This window comes from Sulfurisphaera ohwakuensis (assembly GCF_009729055.1).
GTDB lineage: Archaea > Thermoproteota > Thermoprotei_A > Sulfolobales > Sulfolobaceae > Sulfurisphaera > Sulfurisphaera ohwakuensis.
The window spans coordinates 1,104,648-1,125,912 of record NZ_CP045484.1; the positions used below are offsets into that span (position 1 = coordinate 1,104,648).

Consider the following 21,265-nt stretch of genomic DNA (forward strand, 5'->3'; position numbering starts at 1 on the left):
TTCCCAAATTACTTCAACCATCTGGTTATTTTTTCTCTAGATAATAAGGATCTCTTAAGCCATCTGTTTATATCAGACTTCATTATATCCTTAACGAAAGTGATAGCATCTTCTACTCTATCAAAAATAATGGGCTTCTGTTTAAAGAGTTCTCTAATATTCTCTCTTACAAACCAAACACCAATAGGTAAATTAAAACCTTCGTATATTTCCCTCCATAAAATTGCGGTAGCTTGCCTTTTTCTAGATGCCAAAAACTCTGAGACTGCTAATCTTGAAGCATAGTAGCACCCTCCAATTTTTGGATAATCATCCCTTCCTTTATAACCCTCATTATCTACTTCTATTTCAATGCTTTTACCCCATTTATTCCAAGTACTACCTGGAAACCAGGCTTCCCCCCATTCAAAACTCCAATATCCCGATACTAGTATGGCTATAAATAGGTTTTTTCTGAAACTCCTAACGTATACTTCAACCTTATCTACACTCTCATACTGTTTTATTTTTTCAATTAAATTATCAGAAATTGTTTTATCAACAGCTGTTATACTCCACCTAGTAGGGACTAATCTTCTCTTTACTCCAATTCCTCCAACACTTAATATCTTAGCTATTTTCTCCACATCAACACCATAATCGTAAAGTGTTACAATCCCCTCTTCGGCCTTTAGGTCTTTATCAAAATAGACCTTTTCAACTATCTTTAAGGGTTGAGAATCTTCATCAATCCTAATTTTCTCTAGAGGTGCTGAAGGACCTAAAGGTGGTAAATTGTCATCTAAAATCTTTCCAGAAGGAGACCTCTTTAAGGATAATTCTATGGTTACGGGTTTTGAGGAGATTGCTAAAGTTTGAATATCTAATAATACTCTGTCTGGATCATTAGCCGAGCTAACGTGATATTTTATTCCTCCTCTAATTAACGAAAATCTTGTTGATAGGAAATCGTCTAAACTGGAATTAAGCCAAAACTTAGGATCTTCATAGTGACTAGTATCTCCTAACGTTGGAGGTGTTGAAGGATAAACGAATATTTTAGGGTAACTACTTCTTCCAACAAATACGGTAGGTGGAGAAGAACCATAAACTCTCGTTTTCAGCAAATTAATTTTTTCTTTTACTCTAACTGATACTAACAAAGGACAATAGGTTAGACCACACAAGTATTTAGAAGCTTTACATTTAACGCAAAGTTCTGGCTTTATCACTGTGTTTATGTTATTGAAGAAGTATAAAAGTTGTATTATATAATAGATTGAGTATTACGATTTTTCCCCTTATTTCTAACAGCTATAGAAATGTATTGGAAATAACTTATAATATTTTTGTATCTTTCTCCTTAAAGTGTCATGTTGATCTTATCGCATAAGTTTCAATTGGTTCTAAGGTTATTATGCTAATTCTCATTTGGAGAAAGGATATTGTATAGTAACATCAAAACTTGAGCTCTTTCACCCAAAAACTTTTTGGGAAAGAGCTATATCTAGTCTTAATTCTCCACGTGTATTACGCAAGGAGTATAATACTCTAAATTAAATGGAAAATACTATAATTTCTTATGAAGTTCATCTATATTATAATTACTAAAATATATTTAATATTCTAAAAATAACTCCTTAATAAGCCAAGATAAAATCTTTTATCAATCTATTAAATATTATTATTATGATCTAATTTATAATATTCGTTATATATATAGGACTTTATTAATATAATTAAGACATTATTTACTTAGTATTTATAAATATGGATTTCATTATTTTTAATTTTTGGTTATTTATTTTTAGGTTTATGATGATTCACACAAACTTTATTTTACGACATTAATTCAAAAAATTATCAATGTTTTGACTCTTTCTGTGAGTCAAAATTACATAAATTTGACTCATAATAAGAGTCAAATTTATTTAAGAATTAGTCGAAGTTAGTATATGAATAGGGAACTAATTCTGAAAGCATTGATTGATTGGAACTTTTGGTATAAGGATCAATTTACGGGCTATCTAAGAGAAGATTATGTAAAAGAAATTTTGAGTATTATTAACAGCTGGTATATCGCAAGCGTGTTAGGAGTTAAAAGGGCTGGAAAGTCTACAATATTAAATCAAGTAGCTAAAAAAATGATTGAGAGTGGAGTAGATCCTTTTGATATTTTGATTGTTAACTTTGAAGATGGAAGGCTAGCAAGTGTTCAAAACGTTGAAGATTTATTTAGATTATATGAAATATACCTTGAGATTAAGAGAAAAAAAGATAGTAAACCTTACATATTTCTTGATGAAATACAGAGGATTAATGGATGGGAAGGATTTGCCAGATCCTTAATAGACAGAAAAGAAGCTTTCGTAATAGTTTCCGGCTCAACTTCAGATTTAATAAGCGATAATGTTAGGAAAAAGTTAGCGGGTAGGCATGTGGTAATAAGAGTTTATCCTTTATCTTTTAAAGAATATCTTAATTTTAAGGGTTTAAATTTACATAATGAAGTTGACATTATAGCAAGAGAATCTGAAATAAAATCTTATTTTAATGAATATTTAACTTACGGAGGATTTCCTGGTATAGTTAACAGTAATGTTAAAGAACAACTTTTATCGGCACTATATGAAGACATAATAGTAAGGGATGTAATAACGCCTTGTAAGATCAAGGAGGTTGATAAGCTACGATTATTATCGCTATACTATATCTCTAATGTAGGGAATAGGGTAAGACTAAGGAATGTTTCAAGGCAGCTTCAAATTCCTTTAAGGACTGTTCAGAGGTTCACTCAATGTCTCATTAGGGCTAATTTGATTTATTTTGTCAACCCTTTATCTCCTAATCTTTCAGTTATGACTAGAGCTGAGAAAAAAGTTTATGTAGTGGATCAAGGTTTAGCCAACGTTATCGGTTATAGATTAAATTCTAATTTAGGTTCCCTGTTAGAAAACCTAGTATTCGTAGAGTTAGTTAGAAGATATGGTGAAGAAAATGTGTTTTATTATCGAGGTAAAAGGGGTGAAGTAGATTTCGTAATAAAGGAGAAGGATTCGGTGAAAGAAGCTTATCAAGTTACGTATTATTTAAATGAAAGAGAGTATAAGGGTGTTGAGGAACTTTTAAAGTGGAATATACCCGTTAAATTTCTCACATTCGATGAGGAAAGAGAGACTAATATAAAGGGGAAGAACATTAACGTATTGAAGATCTGGAAGTGGTTATTGAACAATAAATAGTGTAGTACAACTTGATCTTAAAACTATAAAAACTTTTACGTAACTTTCAAATTGCCTCTATCTAATATTTTATGTTAACTAGTATTTATTTTGGAAATTGGACATTCCTTAATTCTCTCATAAAAACTACATTCTCTGTTAAGATAACTAATTGTGATTTGATCTACCTAAAGTAGAAACTTTATGATGTAAGCGTTGACTCCTAAGTTCTGAAATTCTCATAAAATACTGCTTAAATTATGTTTGAAGGGTAATAATATACATGAAGTATTGCGAAGTTAGAGAAAGTCTTAAGGTCTTAAAGGCATGTTTTCCTAGTCAAAACTTATTTTGCACTTCCTAATAGTCCTACCAACAATAAATTTACCATAAGGTAACTCAAGTACTGCACCATATTTCCTTATCTCTTTACTCCAACTTTCTATTTTTTCATAAGCATTTATCTCATCATATGCGACACAGTAGGCTATAGATACCGTTTGCCCCTACACCTTCATTTCAATCATTTTATCTTCAATCATGATCTGGTGTAGGGACTTAGCCCTCAACCACCTACCAAGCTTAACGGTAAGTGGGTCATGGGACTCCTTAGAGCCCAACGGCACGGGGCTCACATCTCCAGCCCTCCTCAGCAAGTTATACAAAGCTACAACATCCCTATGCCACCTCTCTTTACCAATCTCACAAACACCAACCCTTGGGGCATTGCCCCCATCGGGTTGGTAAACGATTTTTGACCCGTGGACTGGGCAAGTTGAAGAAGTGTAAGAGGGATTAACCAAAATTACTGGAACACCGAATTCCCTAGCCTTCTCCACAACGGCATTCTTCATGGAAGAAAACGCTGAACGATAAATCCTCAACCTAAGTTGAGAGTCCCTCACGTCCTTAACCATGTGTTCTGGAGTATTTCTCGGCAAGTCCTCAAGAACTATAGCACTCCCACTCTCAAACGCCTCCATAACAACAAGCTTAGCAAACTTCCTTCTAACATCCACCTTCTTATCCCCCTCCCTCAACTTCCTCAATTTTCTCTTAACATCCCTATCCTTAGTTGACCTCCCAGTAGTAATTTTCCTCCTCCTATACTCATAGCCCAAGGTGATTTTCTTGGTGTTAGTCTCTAAAAGGATCGGTTTTCCATCAACTAATACAGAGACCGAATTCTCATTAAGATCAATTGGGATAAATACTTTAGGCTCGTAAGGTTTAGGCTCGTCCTTCTTAAAGATGATGTAGAGTTCTACTACGTTACCCTTCAATAGCTTAAACCTAGCCTCACTTGCAATCCTCCAACCTTGATTGTAATACCTCCAAAATATTTTGGGGAAGAGTGGAGATAGGTAAACCCTACCTCGTTTTGTAGCTATCGAGATTTTATCAAGGCTAAACTTCCATAAATGATCATCAAGATGTACAGTCACTCTCCTTATTATAGGTCTGTCAGTGTAAGCCCTACCCCTCCCCTTCATCTTCTCAAAACTATCTAACCTCTCACTTGCGTCTTCGCAAGCAGTGTAAATGTAGTGCGATGGTAAGTCCTTGTGTTTCTCCCTTTCCTCTTTATAAATCCCAGCTTTAATCCTAGTGAAGGATGTAGTTTTTCTTGTTAGCCCGTATTCTATAGCATCATGTAATACCTCACTATACTCTTCCTCAACTTCCTTGAGCTTGTTGTAAGTCTTGTAGTCTACTTTAACCCTCAACTTTACTGTCCTCTCCACTTAATTCACCTATCAGGTTTTTTACACCTTGCACAAATAACGTCTTCTTATGACTCCTCATACCGTAGATCTTCCCAGCGAATGAGGTTATGATTGAGATTAAGTCTTCTACAAGTTCCTGTGTTGCTTCCTTGGATTCTTCACCGAGTACTACCTCTATCCTAACTCCTATAGCTGAAAAGAACTCCTCCAGGTACTCAAAGCCGAAACGTGTTAGCCTATCCTTGTATGTTATTAGTACGACGTCCACACTCTTCCCTTCTACTAGTTTAAATAGTTTTAGTAGTCCCTTCCTCTGGGTGTTCAGCCCGCTGGCAATGTCCTTCAAGACTTCAACTACTTTGTAACCCTTTGCTGTTGCATAGTTTGTTAGGTAGTTTATTTGCTTCTCCAAATCTTCTTTTTGGTCTGCCGAGGAGACCCTAGCATAGATTACTGCCCTAGTTTCCTCCCTCCTCTCCAAGTATTTCTTTACCTCACTGTAGGGTATCCTATACTTCCCACCCTCAGTCATTACTGCCCTTATTTTACCTTCCCTAATCCATCGTAGGAGTGTTGAGTATGATATGCCGAGTAGTTGGCAAGCCTCCTTAGGTCTTAATAGCCTCTCCACAAATTTAGTTGACAATAAACGAATATAAAAAGATTTCTATTAACATGAAAAAGAATTCAGCCCCATTAAAACGGTTCCTAGTGCTAGGTTATTTTCAAATTCTGTATTTGTCATTATGACAGTATCAAGATGAATGTTCGTATCTTTAAGAAACCTTAGCCTGCTTTCACTAAAGTTTAATCCTTTTGCTTTATCCTTTACAATAATTAATACATCCAAATCTGAATCCTTCTTATATTTACCTATAACTCTGCTACCAAAGAATATTATTGAGAGGACTCCCTCTTTTCTTAGCAAAAGTGTTGCTTTTCTAAATAATTCCATATTTTCTAAGATAATTCTCTGCAATTCTAATCACCTCATCAGAATATTTTATTCCTTGTACACACATCTCTTCGGTAACAAATTCTTCTGGAGTGGTTACACTATTTCCATTAAAGAATGGATATCTAGACATGTTCCACGCACCAGAAAGATAATCTAATGCATTCAAAATTATGTCAAGATCTTCTCCAAGATCCTGTAAATTGTTTGAAGCTTCTGCTATAATATCATATTCTTTCTTATATATCAATTTTACTTCTAACATAGCTTTTACACTTTTTTCCACAGACTGTTGAGAGTAAAAGAAGCATTCCGGATAATCTTTAAGTTCTAAAGCTCTCTTAGCCCTAATATTATCCTTTTTCGCTATATTTAAGAAAGCCCTAGCATATTCTCTGAACTTTGGTAGAATCACAAAAAACTTTCAAAGTTAAAGAATAAATCTTTTGAGAAACATTTAGCATCAATAATGACATAACATAAACAAAGCCTCTTTTTCTCCAACAACTTTCAAATGAAGGGTAATATCTATCACATTCTATTCATATGTATTATGCAAGGAAAGTATTACATGAAATGAAAATATAAATGATAAAACTTATAAATAAAATTCTTGTGATTTTTAATCGAATTACAAACGTTTTAAATATAGTAAAAATTTTATAATAAGTAGTCTTCGAATTTATGTTAGTAGTAGTACCGAAAAAGCTTAGTTTACAATATCCAAGTAAGATAATATCTGATGTTAAACTGTATTGTCTATACACTCTCATTTCAATTATTTTATACTTATTATATAGCGTATAGACTTAGCAATCAACCACTTGCCATGTGTGGTGGTATACAAAACATAGGATTCTACATAGGTCTGGAGGGCTCACGCGGAAATCTTAGCTGATACTATACTTGAAATATAACCTAAAAGAATTATTACTGAACACTATAGAACTCAATGATACTGTAATCATATCTTTGTTTTTTATCTTCCCTTTGCTCAAAATGATATGAGGAATTATCTTTTATTATTATAAAATTTGACATAAACTAAACACAAATAATATGAAAAAGAATTCAACCCATAATAAATCGTAAGAAGGCTGAGAAACGATAATAAAGTATGTTATAAAGTTCAATCCATTATTATTTACCTTAGATATTTGTCTTCATTTAACTCATAAGCTTTTTTCTTCTTTATGTTAATATATTTTTAATGAGAATCTCTTTTGTTGGAATAAAAGGAGGAATAGGAAAATCAACAATAGCTTTGATGGTTGCAAAAGAATTAAGTAATAGAGGTTTTAATGTTCTTTTCCTAGATAGAGATATATTCTCATTTGCATCTACTCTTGCTGGGATCAAAAATAGTTTTTTCACACAAGTTGCAAGGGGTGAAATACCTAGAGATTACTTTAAAGATTTAGGAAACTTAACTATTGCAAGGTTATTTGGAGAAGGAGTTCTGTTTTTTAAAGAAATAGAAGAATTACATAAAGATCTTATGAAGAAAGAGGTAATGGAGAAAAGTTATGCTGAATTAGTAAAGAGAAAGAAATATGATTTCTTTATAATAGATAATCCTCCATATGTTACAATGAAGAGTGAAGTGGTAGAACACGAATTAGGTATGTTTAGGAAAATATTCCCAAATGAGGAAATTTATAGGGTTTACCTTTCAACTGGACTGTTAGAGGATGTAGAGATAACTAAAAAATATATTGATGAGACTGAAGCAGAAGCACCAGGCAAAGCTTTAGGAATAATAGTGAATATGGTTGTAGATAAGGAAAAAGGTATAGAAGTACTGAAATCTTTATACGATAATAGATTTTTAGTAGGAGTAGTTATTCCTTTTATTGACGAGCTATTTCAATTTCAAGGTTCAATAGAAGATTTGCCAGTTATACCACAGATAAAGAATTTTGTAGATTCAATTCTTAAAATGGAGAAAAAAATTATTACTTATTAATGCCAAACTTGTGATTTTCTCCATTTTCTTTTTGAAGATGTAGTAGTTTTTTGTTGTATAGCATAGTAATCTCTTATTCTGGCTAATGCTTCTCTCCAGTCCTTAACTCCCTTTAGCATTTCAGCTAAGGTATTATTTCCTATATATTTCAACCACGAGACTATATGCCCTTGTTCCAAATGCCAATTAACACATGCCGGATCTGTTGCTCCAATTCTTGCTATTTCTTTTTCTAATTCTTGTACATTATGAGCTGTACCTACTACTTTTTCGTAAGATTTGAAATAGAATGGTTCCATATTCTATTCATTCATTTGAAATTCTTTTAAGGCAATGGGGGTATGATGAAGCTGTTTTTTATTTCTTAGGCAATTAAGGAATTCCAGAAAGGAGAAAGGCTGTATTATTTTCTTTAAGGTAACGGCTTAAATGTTAAATACTTGCTAAGTAAATATATTTTTGTGAACGACATAAAAGAAATTGAAGAATACTATTCTCAAGGAAACTTAGTGGCTGCATTAAAGAAAGCTGAAGAAGTTGTTAAGCAAAATCCATCTAAGGAAGCATATAATTTGTTAGGAAAAATCCTCAAGGAATTAGGGGAAGACGATAAAGCTATTGACGCATTTATGAAGGCTGAAAATTATATTGAGGTTGCAAAAATATATATTTCAAAAGGAATGTATAAGGATGCGTTAAACGTTCTTTCTAGTTTTAATGATAAAGAATCAAGAATTTTGAGGGCTTTAATTTATTTGAAACTTGAAAATTATGAAGAAGGAAAAGAGGAATTAGTTGGAATTGACGATTCTTCACCTTTATTTTATAAAATTAAAGGGATTATAGATTACTATACTGGAGATACTTATGATGCTATAAGGGAATTAAGTATTGCTATTACCCTTTATCCCCTTGATGCGGAATTATATTACTATAGGGCTTTAGCTAAAATGAAACTTGGAATGAATGCTGAAGATGATTTAAATACTGCAATGAATCTAAATCCATATTTTGCTGAGGTTTATTTTAGTAAAGGAGTTTTATTAGAAAACGCTGGAAAATTTGAAGAAGCCGTTAATTATTACTCTAAGGCAATTAATCTAAAGCCAGAATATACTGAGGCTTACATGAGGAGGGCAAAAGTCTATATGAAGTTAGGGAAGGAAGAAGAAGCTATTTCTGACATAAAGAAAATTAATGATAAAAAATGAGGGAATTCTATTTATTCTCTTTAGTTAGAGATATAATGATAAAGACCTTACAAAAAGCGTCTCAAAATTTTTGCTTTGTGTATAAGTTTGAGACTTTATCCCCTTTTACGGCTATAGGATCTTCAGGAAGCTTATTTTTGAAAGGCACTGTTAGAAAAGATAGAGCATTAATCTACAATAATTTTAAAAGAAAAGTTTCATTTTCACTAAAAGAGGGAAAAATTCTCATAGGAAAAGAAGAGGAATATTCTCCTTTTGATTTCTCCTTTCAAGACAAACTGGTTGAAAAAATGTGTTATTGGGAAAAAGAAGCGTTATGTGTGACTAATAGAAACAAAGTCAAGGTTAAAATTATTGATGGCAAGAATGTATTAAATTCCTTAAGTGAAGATATAAAGAATCAACTTTCGTTAACCCTTTTTAACTACTTTAAGAGAGAGGTAGGTTATACATTTGATAAACCAATAACCTTATACAAGATTATTATAAGTAATGAGAAAGTTTATTTACAGTTTGTAAGCAATTGGAGTTTCTGGTATGTTAATATTGAAGAATTTGCAAAAAAGGACTACTCGCTTATTCCTCTAATTAGATTGAGTAAAGAGATTAAAGAGACTCTAAATAGGTGAGAAGGATTTTCATTATCATCTGTAGATCCAAAACCCTTTACGTAATCAAACTCTGAAAGTAGTTTTGCTATTTCTTTCTCTTGTTGTGGCAATATTATTGCAAAAAGAGGTTCACAGAGTTCAGATAAATAATCGATATGCCAATGCTTCTTTCTCTTTTCTTTGGAAAAATGTCTACTTATTCTCTTATCACAATATAATCCGCATGAACCTACATAAGCATAATAGCCTTCTTGTATAGGGAAGATTTTACTTTTAATTATCAAGTCACCTTTTTTGCAGTTAAAAACTATTATATAACCTTTCATAATATGATGTAAAATAAATGAACTAAAAAATTGATAAAGTTTTATTACTGATTACTCAATATTAAAACATATGAGTGAAAAGTTATATGATGCAAAAGATGTTATAAGATGTTGCTACAAACTTTCAGATACTGATATAGATTGCTTGTTCAAACTTATTGAATTAAATAAGCCAGTGACGTCAGACGAACTTTCTCAAATGATGAAAGTAAGTAAGACTACAGTAGAGAATAGTTTAAAGAAACTAATTGATTCTGGCTTAGTAATAAGAAGTAAGAGTGAAGATAAGAAAATTGGTAGACCAAAATATTATTACTCTATAGTTGAAAATATAATTAATAAGATAAGAGAAGACTTGTTAAATTGCTCGAGGAAAATGCAATTATCATTGTAGTATAGTTTCTTTTAATTTCTTTCTAATTTTATGTAACCTTTCTATATTTGTAAAGGAGTTTAATAAAAGGAATAAGGAATTAAAGTTAAATCCTAAAGCGATTCCTATGAAGATTAAAGGATAAGGAGTGATAAGACTTATGAAGAGAATTATTAAAGAAGAATATGACATTATCATGCCCAACTCCATATTCTTTTTAGAATTTAGATAGGCCATATTCATTATATCAATTAAGTTTAAGGAATCTAACAAGGCTTTTAAACCACTTTTTAACGATTTTAGCTTCTCTTCTACTTGAGATGATAATAAATCTACAGTTGGAAAAGTTCTTAAACCTACTAATATTTCTTCTAATAATTCTTGAGCTTCATCAGCTGAGACCACATCCAAGTAATTTTTAAAAGAAGATAATGAGGCAATAGATTTTAATGTAATCCATTCGCCCTCTATTTTTTTAAACTTTACTTTTAGTACGAAATATTGGAGAATTATATTTATAATCGATGCCAATAAACCTACAAATATCAGCTCATAAATTTGATTTACCATTATAATAATTCTTTAGATAACTCATTAATAAGCTCTGCTAATTGAAATTCTAGGTTTCTAACCTTATTCAATCTATCTAATAATGCTATACCCTTATCAGTTATAACATATGATCCATCTTTCTCCTCTACATATCCATTTTTTTCTAGGTAATCAATATATTTTTTTAGAATAGAAAAACTCAAATTAGCATTTTTCATTAACGCTGATTTAGAGTTACGTCCGTCTTTGATATTTTCTAATATATCTGCAACTATATCAAATTTATCTCTCTTGGACCTCATACAACTTTATATTAGAATCATCACTTAAAAAGATTTATATAGACTTGTCTTTTTGACTCATTTCTTCTTTTTCTAACATTTCTTTTAATATTCTATAATCTTTTTCGCCCCTATACTTCTCTATTATTTTTAAAATAGCCTCTGTTTCTTCTTTCGTATACGATTTTTGAACTAATTTATATAATTTTTCCATGACCTCAATTAGAGGTTGAATAGATTCTATATATTCAGGAATAGTTAACTCTGGCATTGAGCTATATAGATTAATTAATCCTATAGATATAATTGATAATCCTTCTAATACAGTATTCCTTAATTGTTCTATTTGCTGATTCTTATCTTGCAACTTCAAAATTTCATCTTTCCTAGTATTTAATTCCTTAACATATTCAGCTATTTTTAATCTTTGAATATCTAGGTTTATCATAGCATCACGCACATTCTTAGAAGACACGTACCTAACTTCTCCTTGACCTAAATTTGTAACTTTAACCAAGTCTTTTATAATCAGTTCTTCGACACTTCTCATAATACTTTCTTTAGTCATCAAAGGTGATAATAAAGATATCAATGCAGAAGCATCAATTCCAGCTGGTCCATATTGAGATATGGTAGTTAAAACTAATCTATCCCTTTTATTTAAGAATTCCATGAGAGACAAAAATAAAATAAAGCTAAAAAATTCATCATGTGATATCTGCTCCGGGCAAAATATTATGGATTGGCAGTTATTCAGTAGTATTTGGCGGAATTTCACACGTTATAGCAATAAATAGGAGAGTAAGATGCGATATAAAAAGTTCCGATAATTTCATTTTTGAAACAACATACGGCACATTTAAAGATAGAGGAAACGAATTAATCGAAAGTGTGATTACAGTTTTTAAAGAAAAATTCGGAAATTTGCCTCCATTTCATGTGAAACTTTTTAACGATGAAGATTTTCAGATACATGGTAAAAAAACTGGTTTAGGGAGTTCCTCAGCATCAACCGTAGCTTTAACTTCTTGTATCTATTATCACTTATTCAATAACTTAAACAAAGATGAAATCTATAAGTTAGCACAGAAAGCTAATTATATAAGGCAAAAAGGTATCGGGAGTGGTTTTGATATTGCCTCAGCTGTCTACGGTTCAATAGTTTATAGAAGATTTTACGATATAGAGAAGATAGATAGTATAATTGAACCCCTTAAGATAGGAAACTATGAAATGCTCTTAGGTTTCATAGGTGAAAGCTTCAGTACTGTAAACTCTGTAGCTAAGTTTATTGAAAAAAGCAATAATGAGGAGTTCAAGAAAGTAATGAAATACATTGACGAGGAAAACATAATGGCAATAAAACTTATAAAATTAGGTAAAATTGAGGAAGCCATAGAACACGTGAAACTTGCTAGAAGATTTCTAAATGGATTAGCTAAAAAAATAGTAGGTGTAGAGATAGAAAATGAGAAGATAAGAAGGCTAATTGAAATAGCTGAAAATGATGCATTAATTGCTTTATCTCCTGGAGCTGGAGGAGAATCAGTGTTTGCTTTAGGAAAGGATTTATCAAAGGTAAAAGAAAAGTGGAAAAAAGAAAACGTTATAGTTATAGAGTTAAAAGAGGATGAGGGTTTAAGAATTGAGGCTTGAAGCTGAAGCCATTGCTCCTTCAAATATTGCAATTATAAAATACTGGGGTAAAAGAAATGAGGAGTTAAACTTACCATTAAACTCCTCACTTTCTATAACTTTGTCTGGATTAGAAGTTAGAACTAGAATAATTTTCTCAAAAGAATTTGTAAAAGACGAGGTATATATTAATGGAGAAAAGGCAAAAGATGAAGAAGTGAGAGAATATAGTGGTAGAGTTTTAAATATATTTAGAAAGTTATATGGCCAAGAAATTTATGCTAAAGTGGAGTCATGGAGTAATTTTCCTAAATCTATTGGATTAGCTTCTTCAGCTGCAGGGATAGCTGCGTTAGTTTATGCTGCTAATGAGGCTCTAGAGTTAGGTTTATCTCAGAAAGAATTGTCAAAAATTGCAAGAATTGGTTCTGGTAGTGCTTGTAGAAGTACTGCTGGAGGGTTTGTGCTATGGGAGAAGGGAGAAAGAGATGATGGTGAAGATTCTTACTGCTACTCACTTTTCCCAGAAACTCACTGGAGAGAATTGGTAGATATTATTGCAATTGTAAGTGAAAGAAGTAAGAAAATCTCCTCTAGAGAAGGAATGATAATTACTTCTAAGACATCAAATCTAATGAAATGTAGGCTAAAGTTTATAGAAGAAACCTTACCTAAAGTGATTAAAAGTATAGAGGAAAGGAACGAGGAAGAATTCTACTATTGGTTAATGAGACATAGTAACAGTATGCATGCGGTTATCTTAGATTCATGGCCATCCTTCTTTTACTTGAACGATACATCACTAAAAATTATGGAATGGACCCAAGAGTTTGGAAAAGCTGGATATACTTTTGATGCCGGACCAAATCCTCATATTTTTACTACTGAAAAATATAAGGACGAAGTGATAAGTTTTCTTAATTCCATAGGCGTTAATAAGATAATTATCTCGAAAGTGGGAAGTGGACCAAAAGTTAGCAAGCTTCTTTAAGTTTTTCATAGTATTTTCTCATTTTATCCTCCATACTATGATGATACACTATTATCGCTTTCTTTAAGTCCCTTATTGCTGTTATGAGATTAGAGAATTGTGAGAGAGGAGAAAGCTTGCCTTCATCATAAATATATATGGCCTCATTTTCCTCTTTGTATGGGACGTCAAAGAATTCATAATATATTATTTTACCTTCAGTTTCTCTCATAAGCTCCATTAGTTCTTCTTTATCTATAATGCTAGAACATTCTTGTGTTATATCCTTTTTAATTCTCTTATATCCACTTCTATAGAGTATAGGCTGTTTAAATTCTGTATCTTCTATCATATTTAATATCTTATAATCTATTATTTCTTCTATGTCGTTAAGATCTATTTTATTTTGCCTAATTAACTTTGAAATTGCATGAGAAAGAATAGCATTATACATTCCTACAACACTGTGAAAATAAACATTCTTAAACATATACATTCTAGCTAAGAGAAATTGCTCAACTATTGGAATAGCTTTCTTTAATATAGCTATTTTTCCGTCAACATAAACTAAAACTCTCTTTAATCTTTCTATATCATAACTGCCATAACCCACACCTGCATAATAAGAATCTCTCAGTAAATAGTCACCTCTATCTGCATCAACAAAGTTAGATATTATCTGCAAAGCAAACTTCTCTTCTTCGTTAGCGGGATTACCGCCAATAACGTTAATCAAAAACTTAACGGGATCTGTGATGTTACTATTCTTACCAACTTTCTCGAATAAGTAAGAGTACTTAGAAATTAACCTTAAACCGTATTTTACATGAGTTTCTTTTCCGTAGTACTCAATTTTCTCTTTATAAACGTCTCTAGTAACTTGTAAAGCTGACTCAAAAGTGTGAGAAAATGCTACATGACCAATATCATGCAATAAGGCTGAAAGAGAAACTAATTTAGCGTAATCTTCGGTTAAAAAATCTATCTTACTGTTACTAGAAATATAGTGGAGAAACTCCTTAGCTAAATGCATTGCTCCTAAACTATGCTCAAATCTAGTATGTCTCATTCCCGGATAAACCATATATGCTAAGCCAGTTTGTGAAATAAACCTTAATCGCTGAAAAAAAGGAGAGGAAATTACTGGTAAGATATCATCTGGAACTTCTATGTAACCATGTATAGGATCTCTTATAATCTTCATTAAGTTATATTAGTTAAAGCATCTAAAATAGCTATTGCGCCATCATTAACTTTCTTTTCTAATTCGTCTTTACTAATCCATCCTCCTTTGACTAAACTATCACTAACTATAACTACAGCACCACTCCTAATTTTCCTTAATCTACTTAACATAAATAGGGTAGCACACTCCATTTCAACGGCTACATTTCCTCTTTCTGACCATTTCTTTGCAAAATCTTCATCTTCAGCGTAGAAAGCGTCACTACTAAACACATTACCTAAATGAAACTTTAACCCCTTGTTCTTAAAAGAGTTATATAAAGCCATAGTTAGTTCGAAATCTGGAGTGGCTGAAACGCAAGTTTGTTCTTTAAAGTATTGATAAACTAAGCTTGAAGGGTTATAGGAAGCACCAGTAACTATAACATAATCTCCAATATTAACATCTGGAACTAAAGCACCAGATGTACCGTATCTGATAAATATCCTACCTCCTAACATGGTTAATTCTTCTAAAACTATTGCTATTGATGGACCACCAATTCCATGAGTTGCTATACTTATTCTTTCCCCCTTGTATTTACCGGTGTAAATTAGAAAACCTCTATTTTCATTAACAAGTTGAGGCTCTTCTAAAAACTTAGAGAGACTTTTGACTCTACCAGGATCACCGGCTATAATAACTTTTTCAGCTATATCACCTTTCTTAGCAAGTATATGAACCGGGTTCACGGAAATATATCAGCCAAGAAATTTTATATCATTAATCATTACAGCCGGCGCTCATCATCCACTTAACAAGTATAAACAGTAATATTAAAATGTTAGAAAGATTTGGAATAAGGTTTAAAAACACAGAAGTAATATTTCATCTTATGAAAGAGAGAGTAGTTGAAGCAAAAAGATTAGTAGGAAAAAAGACTGTGAGGGGGAAGACTTACGAATATGAGTACTACACACTGCCATTAAATCTATATATACCAAAGTCTATGATAGAAAAACATGGGACTAAATATTTACTACAAGTGGATGAAGAATCTGGTACTATTACTATTAAACCTACTGAGAGTAAATAGTTATTTTACTAAACCCCCCGATGATCAAAGTTATATTTTTCCATAATCTTTCATAACATCTATAAATATTTCTTTCAAATAGTCATAACTAGAATCAACAGAACACTTTCTAAGTGTTTCTTTACCTAAAGAATATTTCTCTGGATCTCTAAGAACAGTATTCAACTTATCAGCTAGATCTTGATAATCACCTCTTTTGAAAACAAATCCGTTTCCACCATCTATAATTAACTCGCTAATACCCGCTCCACTACTTACAATGGCTGGCTTACCATATACCCATCCTTCACACACAGTAAGTCCAAATCCTTCAATGTTAGAAGGTAAGAGTACAACATCTGAAGCTTCATATATAGCGTATAGTTCATCATCTGGAACGTAGCCAGTGAAAACTACTTTGTCTTTAACGTTAACCTGCTCGGCTAAGGTTTGCAATTTCTTAGCCCATACATTAGCTTTTCCAGTACCCAAAGCTCCACTAGTGAAGCTACCATTTCCAACTAAAAGTAATTTAGCATTATTTACATATTTCATTGCTTGTATAGCCACATCCTGGCTTTTCATAGGATCCATTCTAGCTACTACTGTAACTATCTTATCATCTCCTTTTATTCCATATTTTTCTTTAACTTTCTCAACTTCTTGTCTTGATGCTTTCCTATATTCTTGAGGATCTATGAAGGGGTAAACTTGCTTTACTCTTCCTTTAATTCCTGCCCTTAACATACCTTCTAAATCCCTTTTTGTACTTACTATAACACCATCAAAACCTTCAAAAGTTCTAATTAGAAATTCTCTCATCTTATGCGATAAATATTCTGGGACAAATGGTATATGATACCATAAAACAGCGGGTGCTGAAGGTCCTATAATTCCGCCAATAAGAAGTTGCTGAAAATCATTAATAAAATAAATATCAGTGTCCTTGTAAAACTCTAATAATTTTTGAGCTGACAACCAATTATAAGTTGCATAAGCAATATAATCATCTGGCTGAATTTCATATTTAGATAATCCATGTGCCTCATTATAAATTCCCTCTTTAAATCTAGTATAACCTTGTAAATCTTTAGGGTTTAAATCTACAAAATATATATTTAAATCTTTATATTTAACTTCTGGTGGATATCCCGGGCCAAGTGAAACCCATCTGGTTTTACTAAATTTTTTACTTAGTGCAAGCATCATTTTTGCTACTCCACCTACAGATATGTAATAATCTGACGGATCGAGCAAAGAAACATCAATGGGAAATGAGAGAAATCCGTACTTATCAACTAAATCCCTATATGTGTACCTAAATCTAATTGGTGGTGTTTGAGTGTTTATAGCGACAGAAAACATATGAAAAATTTTCCGCTTATATTTATAAAGTTTTTAGAGTATTATGCCTCCGTGAATTATGCATTCTTATCTAATGGGATAACTTCAGCGTTAGAATCACAAGGAAGTATAGATTGGTTTCCAGTACCTAGATTTGATTCTCAATCTATATTCACAAAAATATTAGACAACGAGAAAGGCGGATATTTCTCAGTGAGACCAAAAGAATATGACAGAATTCAAGAAGAATATATAGGATATTCGCTTATCTTAAAGACGACATTTAAGAAAAATGAGTTAAAGGCAATGGTTATAGATTTTTTACCCATTTCATTGCCAGCAATTATAAGGCTTTACGATACCGAGCTTCCCTTAGAAGTAAATATTATACCTGTTTTTAACTATGCTTTGATAAATGCTGGGACAGAAATTGTAAAAGATGGGGTCATATACAGAAATCCTCTATCAAAAGAAGGAATAGAACTATTAGTCTATGGCAATTATGAAATTATTAGCCCTTACAAGTTGATCATAAAGCCTGGAAAAGGATACCTTTACTTACTCTATTCAAAAGATTTAAGATACGGATTATTTAGCCAAAAAGGGTTCGTCTACTCAAGACCCTATGAAGCTTTTTCAAAACTCGTTGCACTCAGTGAAAAAGAGTTGAGCAGAGCTAAAAGAATAAGAAAAGCAGAGAGGTTTAAGGATATATACTATAGATCTATATCTGTTCTTCTAGGATTACTATATAGACCCTCTGGAGGAATAATTGCTTCTCCTACTACATCCTTACCAGAAATAATCGGTATGGAAAGGAATTGGGATTATAGATATGTATGGATAAGAGATGCTTCTTATGCTACAGAAGCATTAATTAAAGCGAACTTACTAACGCAAGCTAGACGATCTCTAGATTTTATAATAAGTGTAATAGATCCTTCATCTAAGAGTTTCGATCATCCATTTTATACTATTGATGGAACACCTCCACCAGCTGAAGAAAACCTAGATTGGTTATCAGGTTTCAAAAACTCAAAACCAGTTAGAGTAGGAAATGCTGCTTATTTACAAATTCAAATGGACATTGAAGGTGCATTTATGCACACTCTTCATGAATATTATAAAGAGACTCAAGACGACGAATATATTGATAGCAATTATTGGGCAATAGAAGCTATTGCAACATGGGTAAAATCTTACTGGAGAGAGCCTAGTACAGATATTTGGGAAGAGAGAGGAGTAACAAGACATTATGTACATACAAAAGTCATGTCTTGGGTTGCTTTAGATAGAGCTTATAAATTAGCTGAAGCATTAGGATACAAAAAAGAAGCAGAGGAATGGAAGAGTGTAGCTAACGAAATTAAAGAAGATATAATGACGCACGGTATAGTAGAAGGGAGTTTTGTAAGATATTATGGCGGAGATGAAATTGATTCTGCATTACTGACATTACCATTATATGACTTCGTGGATGCTAATGATAAAATATTCTTAAACACACTTAAAAGAATAGAAAGCGAATTAAAAATAGAGGATGGACTTTATTTAAGATATAAAAAAGATTTCTTAGGTAGTGTAGTTCATCCGTTTGCTTTAGTAACACCATGGATGGCAAGAGTTTATATTAGATTAAACAAAGTTGAAGATGCAGTAAGACTATTAGAGAAATTAGATAAATGTAGCAATTCACTAAAGCTACTAGGAGAGCATATTGATCAGAAAAACTGTGAGGCAAGAGGTAATTTTCCTCATTCATTTCCTCATGCGGGTATAATTTTAAGTATAATCGAATTAGAGGAGAAATTAAATGCAGAAAATATTACAACTAATAAATGAGGCAATAGAAGAAATAGAGAAATATGGCTCTTGCGAATCTGCTTACTACTTACTGAAATATATTGCTTCCCATGGTGAAAAGTTTATTGAAGAGAAATCAGTAAATTATGATTTTACACTAGATAACATAATACTTATGTCCGTGTTACAAGAAACTCACAAATACAAATTATTCGTTTCCTCGTTTTTCATTTATGATTATTTGAGTAAGAAGTTTCGCGTGCAGGAACCATTATTTATTTTTAGATGGGGAAAAACGTACTTCATATATAGTTATAGAATAAACGCCAGACTAGAATCACTTATAAAAAATCAATTTATTTTTTCTAGGAAGGGAATACTAAAATTAACTAAAAAAGGTGAAAATGAGAGAGAAAACATTTTCTCTTCTCTTCCTTCTACTGATAGAAAGAAAATAGAAGAGATAATAGATAATATAGATAAAATGAAATTAAAAGAACTGAGAATTTATACAAAAAAATATCTTTTCTCTATTCAATGACTTTATAGTTAAACAATCTTGAAAGATATGCTTGCTCCCAATTATCTTTCTGTAGGGTATACTCTCTCTTCATTACTGGATCTTTTGCAGCTGCTGGAGGTTGTTTAGTTAAATCTAGCTGGAACTGCAAACTGTAAGTCTCTAATTTTCCTTCTAAATTACCTACATAAGCCCAGCCTACAAATGCATATTGGACTGAGACTTTTTCACTTACTCCTTCCATTTCTAAGATCTTATTTGCAGCAAATTGTGAGCTTTCAAACGCTATTTCTTGGTTCTTAGGGAACGGTAACTTGGCAGCATCACCAACAACTAGGATATCATCATATTTCGGAGTTCTCAAATCTTGAGGACTCCTAACGTCTGCAAAAGGTGAACCCAAACCTGCTTCTTCAATAAATCTTGGGACTTTGTTAGGTTCAAGCATTGCTAAAATATCATAGTTATACTTTTCTCCAGACTTTGTTACAACGTAATTTTCACCAATTTCGACTATCTCTTGGTTTGTAACTAATTCTATTCCAGCTTTTTCATAAATCTGTTTTATAACATCAGCAATAACTGGTGGTTGTGTTTTGTCATTAGCATCTATGTGAATTATTCTAAACTTGTTCCTAACGCCCCTATAAGAAAGGATAGTATGTGCTAACATCGCAGTCTCAGTTGGTGCTGGGGCACATCTATAGGGTGCCTTAGGTGCATAAACTACAACTGTTCCTTTTTCAGCTGTCCACAATCTTTGCTTAAGAACATTAACTCTTCCTGGATCATAGACTGTTGTATTCTTCCACCAGTACTTATCATAACCAGTTATTTTACTACCATCAAAAACAATACCTGGAGACAAAACTAAATAGTCGTAAGAAAGTTCCCTAGTGGAATTAAAAGACGAATCTGACAGATACACCTTTCTATTATCTGGGTCTATTTTGTAAACATTACCAATAACTACATTTATTCCTAATTTTCCAACTTCTTCGTAACCTCTAATTATCCTACTATACCTCTGCTCTCCAGTTAAAATCAATGGTCTACTAGGGCCAGCAAAATAGAAATCCTCCTTGTTTACTACAGTTATATTAGCGTTTTTGAGTTTTTGAGCTAGTGTAGTAGCAACACCCATTCCTCCTATTCCGCCACCTATGATAACAATATTCTTCATATGTAAATTTTTAGTTTAACAAAGTTTAATGAAATTTTTTATATTGAGAGTTAGCCAAAAGGTTTAAATTCATAAAATACAAATATACTAGTTTCACAAAAAATTAAAAATTTCAATTACAAAAATTTTTATAAAATGATTTTAAGTTATTTACTATATCCTAGATAGAAAAGATATACTATCCACTTATTTTCTAAATCATTAAATAGGTATGTTTTTAATAAAAATACTAGAAAATAAATGAATTCTATATTGAAAATATATAAAGAAAGACTTGCTTCTATTTATTAAGAATACAATTTGAACTTCGATGAAATAAATATTGTAGCAGTAAAGCATGGAAAATTAAAAATAAGTTATAGTAATAC

General features: G+C 32.0%; 23 protein-coding genes and 2 pseudogenes. 10 read left to right on the plus strand and 15 right to left on the minus strand.

The window, feature by feature from the left end; translation table 11 throughout:
* Positions 1-8: 8 nt before the first annotated feature.
* Positions 9-1,211, minus strand: a complete 1,203-nt coding sequence (locus D1869_RS06165; protein WP_156014376.1) for an Nre family DNA repair protein — start codon at positions 1,209-1,211, stop codon at positions 9-11.
* A gap of 723 nt (positions 1,212-1,934) precedes the next feature.
* Here D1869_RS06165 and D1869_RS06170 point away from each other — a divergent pair.
* Entirely contained in the window at positions 1,935-3,221 is a 1,287-nt protein-coding gene (locus D1869_RS06170; RefSeq protein WP_156014377.1) for an ATP-binding protein, read from the plus strand.
* Between the two features lie 314 nt (positions 3,222-3,535).
* On the opposite strand, the pseudogene D1869_RS15445 reads toward D1869_RS06170, so the two are convergent.
* The 5 genes and pseudogenes from D1869_RS15445 to D1869_RS06195 all read right to left on the minus strand — a co-directional run.
* Positions 3,536-3,697: pseudogene (locus D1869_RS15445) on the minus strand (nucleotidyltransferase domain-containing protein); the annotation flags it as partial.
* A gap of 9 nt (positions 3,698-3,706) precedes the next feature.
* A complete protein-coding gene (locus D1869_RS06180) occupies positions 3,707-4,945 on the minus strand; it encodes an RNA-guided endonuclease InsQ/TnpB family protein (RefSeq protein WP_156014378.1) in 1,239 nt (412 codons plus the stop codon).
* The gene (locus tag D1869_RS06185) at positions 4,917-5,558 is read right to left on the minus strand and encodes an IS607 family transposase (RefSeq protein ID WP_156014379.1); all 642 of its coding nucleotides are present in this window, start codon (positions 5,556-5,558) and stop codon (positions 4,917-4,919) included. The genes D1869_RS06180 and D1869_RS06185 overlap by 29 nt, the downstream gene beginning before the upstream one ends.
* 42 nt (positions 5,559-5,600) lie before the next feature.
* Positions 5,601-5,906: pseudogene (locus D1869_RS06190) on the minus strand (nucleotidyltransferase domain-containing protein); the annotation flags it as partial.
* Entirely contained in the window at positions 5,869-6,297 is a 429-nt protein-coding gene (locus D1869_RS06195; protein WP_156014380.1) for a HEPN domain-containing protein, read from the minus strand. The gene D1869_RS06195 and the pseudogene D1869_RS06190, both read right to left, overlap by 38 nt.
* Before the next feature lie 795 nt (positions 6,298-7,092).
* On the opposite strand from D1869_RS06195, the gene D1869_RS06200 reads away from it, so the two are divergent.
* The gene (locus D1869_RS06200) at positions 7,093-7,848 is read left to right on the plus strand and encodes a ParA family protein (RefSeq protein ID WP_156014381.1); all 756 of its coding nucleotides are present in this window, start codon (positions 7,093-7,095) and stop codon (positions 7,846-7,848) included.
* Here D1869_RS06200 and D1869_RS06205 read toward each other — a convergent pair.
* Positions 7,845-8,147: a hypothetical protein gene (locus D1869_RS06205; protein ID WP_156014382.1), complete on the minus strand. Its 303-nt coding sequence runs from the start codon at positions 8,145-8,147 to the stop codon at positions 7,845-7,847. The two genes, D1869_RS06200 and D1869_RS06205, sit on opposite strands and share 4 nt — an antisense overlap.
* A 162-nt stretch (positions 8,148-8,309) precedes the next feature.
* Between D1869_RS06205 and D1869_RS06210 the strand changes: the two genes are divergently transcribed.
* Both D1869_RS06210 and D1869_RS06215 read left to right on the plus strand, forming a co-directional pair.
* The gene (locus tag D1869_RS06210) at positions 8,310-9,059 is read left to right on the plus strand and encodes a tetratricopeptide repeat protein (protein ID WP_184651035.1); all 750 of its coding nucleotides are present in this window, start codon (positions 8,310-8,312) and stop codon (positions 9,057-9,059) included.
* A gap of 137 nt (positions 9,060-9,196) precedes the next feature.
* A complete protein-coding gene (locus tag D1869_RS06215) occupies positions 9,197-9,688 on the plus strand; it encodes a hypothetical protein (RefSeq protein WP_156014383.1) in 492 nt (163 codons plus the stop codon).
* On the opposite strand, the gene D1869_RS06220 is transcribed toward D1869_RS06215, so the two are convergent.
* Positions 9,628-9,996 carry a GIY-YIG nuclease family protein gene (locus D1869_RS06220; RefSeq protein WP_156014384.1) on the minus strand — a complete coding sequence of 123 codons (369 nt, stop codon included), beginning with the start codon at positions 9,994-9,996 and terminating at the stop codon, positions 9,628-9,630. The genes D1869_RS06215 and D1869_RS06220 overlap by 61 nt on opposite strands.
* Before the next feature lie 70 nt (positions 9,997-10,066).
* Between D1869_RS06220 and lrs14 the strand changes: the two genes are divergently transcribed.
* Positions 10,067-10,390 (plus strand): Lrs14 family HTH-type transcriptional regulator, encoded by a 324-nt coding sequence (gene lrs14 / locus D1869_RS06225; protein WP_156014385.1) that lies wholly within the window; start codon positions 10,067-10,069, stop codon positions 10,388-10,390.
* Here the strand turns inward: lrs14 and D1869_RS06230 are convergent.
* Genes D1869_RS06230 through D1869_RS06240 form a run of 3 tightly spaced genes read right to left on the minus strand, consistent with a single transcriptional unit; the run spans position 10,382 to position 11,875 of the window.
* Positions 10,382-10,939, minus strand: a complete 558-nt coding sequence (locus D1869_RS06230; RefSeq protein WP_156014386.1) for a hypothetical protein — start codon at positions 10,937-10,939, stop codon at positions 10,382-10,384. The genes lrs14 and D1869_RS06230 overlap by 9 nt on opposite strands.
* Positions 10,939-11,223 (minus strand): winged helix-turn-helix domain-containing protein, encoded by a 285-nt coding sequence (locus D1869_RS06235; protein ID WP_156014387.1) that lies wholly within the window; start codon positions 11,221-11,223, stop codon positions 10,939-10,941. The genes D1869_RS06230 and D1869_RS06235 overlap by 1 nt, the downstream gene beginning before the upstream one ends.
* A gap of 34 nt (positions 11,224-11,257) precedes the next feature.
* On the minus strand, positions 11,258-11,875 hold the full coding sequence (locus tag D1869_RS06240) for a hypothetical protein (RefSeq protein WP_156014388.1): 618 nt from the start codon (positions 11,873-11,875) through the stop codon (positions 11,258-11,260).
* 38 nt (positions 11,876-11,913) lie between these two features.
* Between D1869_RS06240 and D1869_RS06245 the strand changes: the two genes are divergently transcribed.
* Both D1869_RS06245 and mvaD read left to right on the plus strand, forming a co-directional pair.
* Complete coding sequence (locus tag D1869_RS06245; protein ID WP_156014389.1) at positions 11,914-12,858, plus strand: phosphomevalonate kinase; 945 nt, start codon at positions 11,914-11,916, stop codon at positions 12,856-12,858.
* A complete protein-coding gene (mvaD, locus tag D1869_RS06250; RefSeq protein WP_156014390.1) occupies positions 12,848-13,828 on the plus strand; it encodes a diphosphomevalonate decarboxylase in 981 nt (326 codons plus the stop codon). Before D1869_RS06245 ends, mvaD begins: the two co-directional genes overlap by 11 nt.
* Here the strand turns inward: mvaD and D1869_RS06255 are convergent.
* Positions 13,812-15,011, minus strand: a complete 1,200-nt coding sequence (locus tag D1869_RS06255; protein ID WP_156014391.1) for an HD domain-containing protein — start codon at positions 15,009-15,011, stop codon at positions 13,812-13,814. The genes mvaD and D1869_RS06255 overlap by 17 nt on opposite strands.
* Entirely contained in the window at positions 15,011-15,724 is a 714-nt protein-coding gene (locus D1869_RS06260) for a purine-nucleoside phosphorylase (protein WP_156014392.1), read from the minus strand. Before D1869_RS06260 ends, D1869_RS06255 begins: the two co-directional genes overlap by 1 nt.
* A 143-nt stretch (positions 15,725-15,867) precedes the next feature.
* Here D1869_RS06260 and D1869_RS06265 point away from each other — a divergent pair, with 143 nt between their 5' ends.
* Positions 15,868-16,068 (plus strand): hypothetical protein, encoded by a 201-nt coding sequence (locus D1869_RS06265; protein WP_052846930.1) that lies wholly within the window; start codon positions 15,868-15,870, stop codon positions 16,066-16,068.
* Between the two features lie 30 nt (positions 16,069-16,098).
* On the opposite strand, the gene D1869_RS06270 is transcribed toward D1869_RS06265, so the two are convergent.
* Complete coding sequence (locus D1869_RS06270; protein WP_156014393.1) at positions 16,099-17,412, minus strand: glycosyltransferase family 4 protein; 1,314 nt, start codon at positions 17,410-17,412, stop codon at positions 16,099-16,101.
* On the opposite strand from D1869_RS06270, the gene treH2 reads away from it, so the two are divergent.
* Together treH2 and D1869_RS06280 are read left to right on the plus strand one after the other, a co-directional pair.
* Complete coding sequence (gene treH2, locus D1869_RS06275; RefSeq protein ID WP_184651037.1) at positions 17,413-19,233, plus strand: alpha,alpha-trehalase TreH2; 1,821 nt, start codon at positions 17,413-17,415, stop codon at positions 19,231-19,233. It abuts the gene before it with no gap.
* The gene (locus D1869_RS06280) at positions 19,205-19,735 is read left to right on the plus strand and encodes a hypothetical protein (RefSeq protein ID WP_156014395.1); all 531 of its coding nucleotides are present in this window, start codon (positions 19,205-19,207) and stop codon (positions 19,733-19,735) included. The genes treH2 and D1869_RS06280 overlap by 29 nt, the downstream gene beginning before the upstream one ends.
* On the opposite strand, the gene D1869_RS06285 is transcribed toward D1869_RS06280, so the two are convergent.
* Complete coding sequence (locus D1869_RS06285; protein WP_156014396.1) at positions 19,725-20,897, minus strand: FAD-dependent oxidoreductase; 1,173 nt, start codon at positions 20,895-20,897, stop codon at positions 19,725-19,727. The genes D1869_RS06280 and D1869_RS06285 overlap by 11 nt on opposite strands.
* Between the last annotated feature and the right edge of the window lie 368 nt (positions 20,898-21,265).

Bases quoted from the DNA above. Each gene is read 5' to 3' on its own strand.
- D1869_RS06170 (WP_156014377.1), top strand. From the start codon at position 1,935: ATGAATAGGGAACTAATTCTGAAAGCATTGATTGATTGGAACTTTTGG.
- D1869_RS06200 (WP_156014381.1), top strand. From the start codon at position 7,093: ATGAGAATCTCTTTTGTTGGAATAAAAGGAGGAATAGGAAAATCAACA.
- D1869_RS06205 (WP_156014382.1), bottom strand. From the start codon at position 8,147: ATGGAACCATTCTATTTCAAATCTTACGAAAAAGTAGTAGGTACAGCT.
- D1869_RS06220 (WP_156014384.1), bottom strand. From the start codon at position 9,996: ATGAAAGGTTATATAATAGTTTTTAACTGCAAAAAAGGTGACTTGATA.
- lrs14 (WP_156014385.1), top strand. From the start codon at position 10,067: ATGAGTGAAAAGTTATATGATGCAAAAGATGTTATAAGATGTTGCTAC.
- D1869_RS06230 (WP_156014386.1), bottom strand. From the start codon at position 10,939: ATGGTAAATCAAATTTATGAGCTGATATTTGTAGGTTTATTGGCATCG.
- D1869_RS06235 (WP_156014387.1), bottom strand. From the start codon at position 11,223: ATGAGGTCCAAGAGAGATAAATTTGATATAGTTGCAGATATATTAGAA.
- D1869_RS06240 (WP_156014388.1), bottom strand. From the start codon at position 11,875: ATGGAATTCTTAAATAAAAGGGATAGATTAGTTTTAACTACCATATCT.
- D1869_RS06255 (WP_156014391.1), bottom strand. From the start codon at position 15,011: ATGAAGATTATAAGAGATCCTATACATGGTTACATAGAAGTTCCAGAT.
- D1869_RS06265 (WP_052846930.1), top strand. From the start codon at position 15,868: ATGAAAGAGAGAGTAGTTGAAGCAAAAAGATTAGTAGGAAAAAAGACT.
- D1869_RS06270 (WP_156014393.1), bottom strand. From the start codon at position 17,412: ATGTTTTCTGTCGCTATAAACACTCAAACACCACCAATTAGATTTAGG.
- treH2 (WP_184651037.1), top strand. From the start codon at position 17,413: ATGAAAAATTTTCCGCTTATATTTATAAAGTTTTTAGAGTATTATGCC.
- D1869_RS06280 (WP_156014395.1), top strand. From the start codon at position 19,205: ATGCAGAAAATATTACAACTAATAAATGAGGCAATAGAAGAAATAGAG.
- D1869_RS06285 (WP_156014396.1), bottom strand. From the start codon at position 20,897: ATGAAGAATATTGTTATCATAGGTGGCGGAATAGGAGGAATGGGTGTT.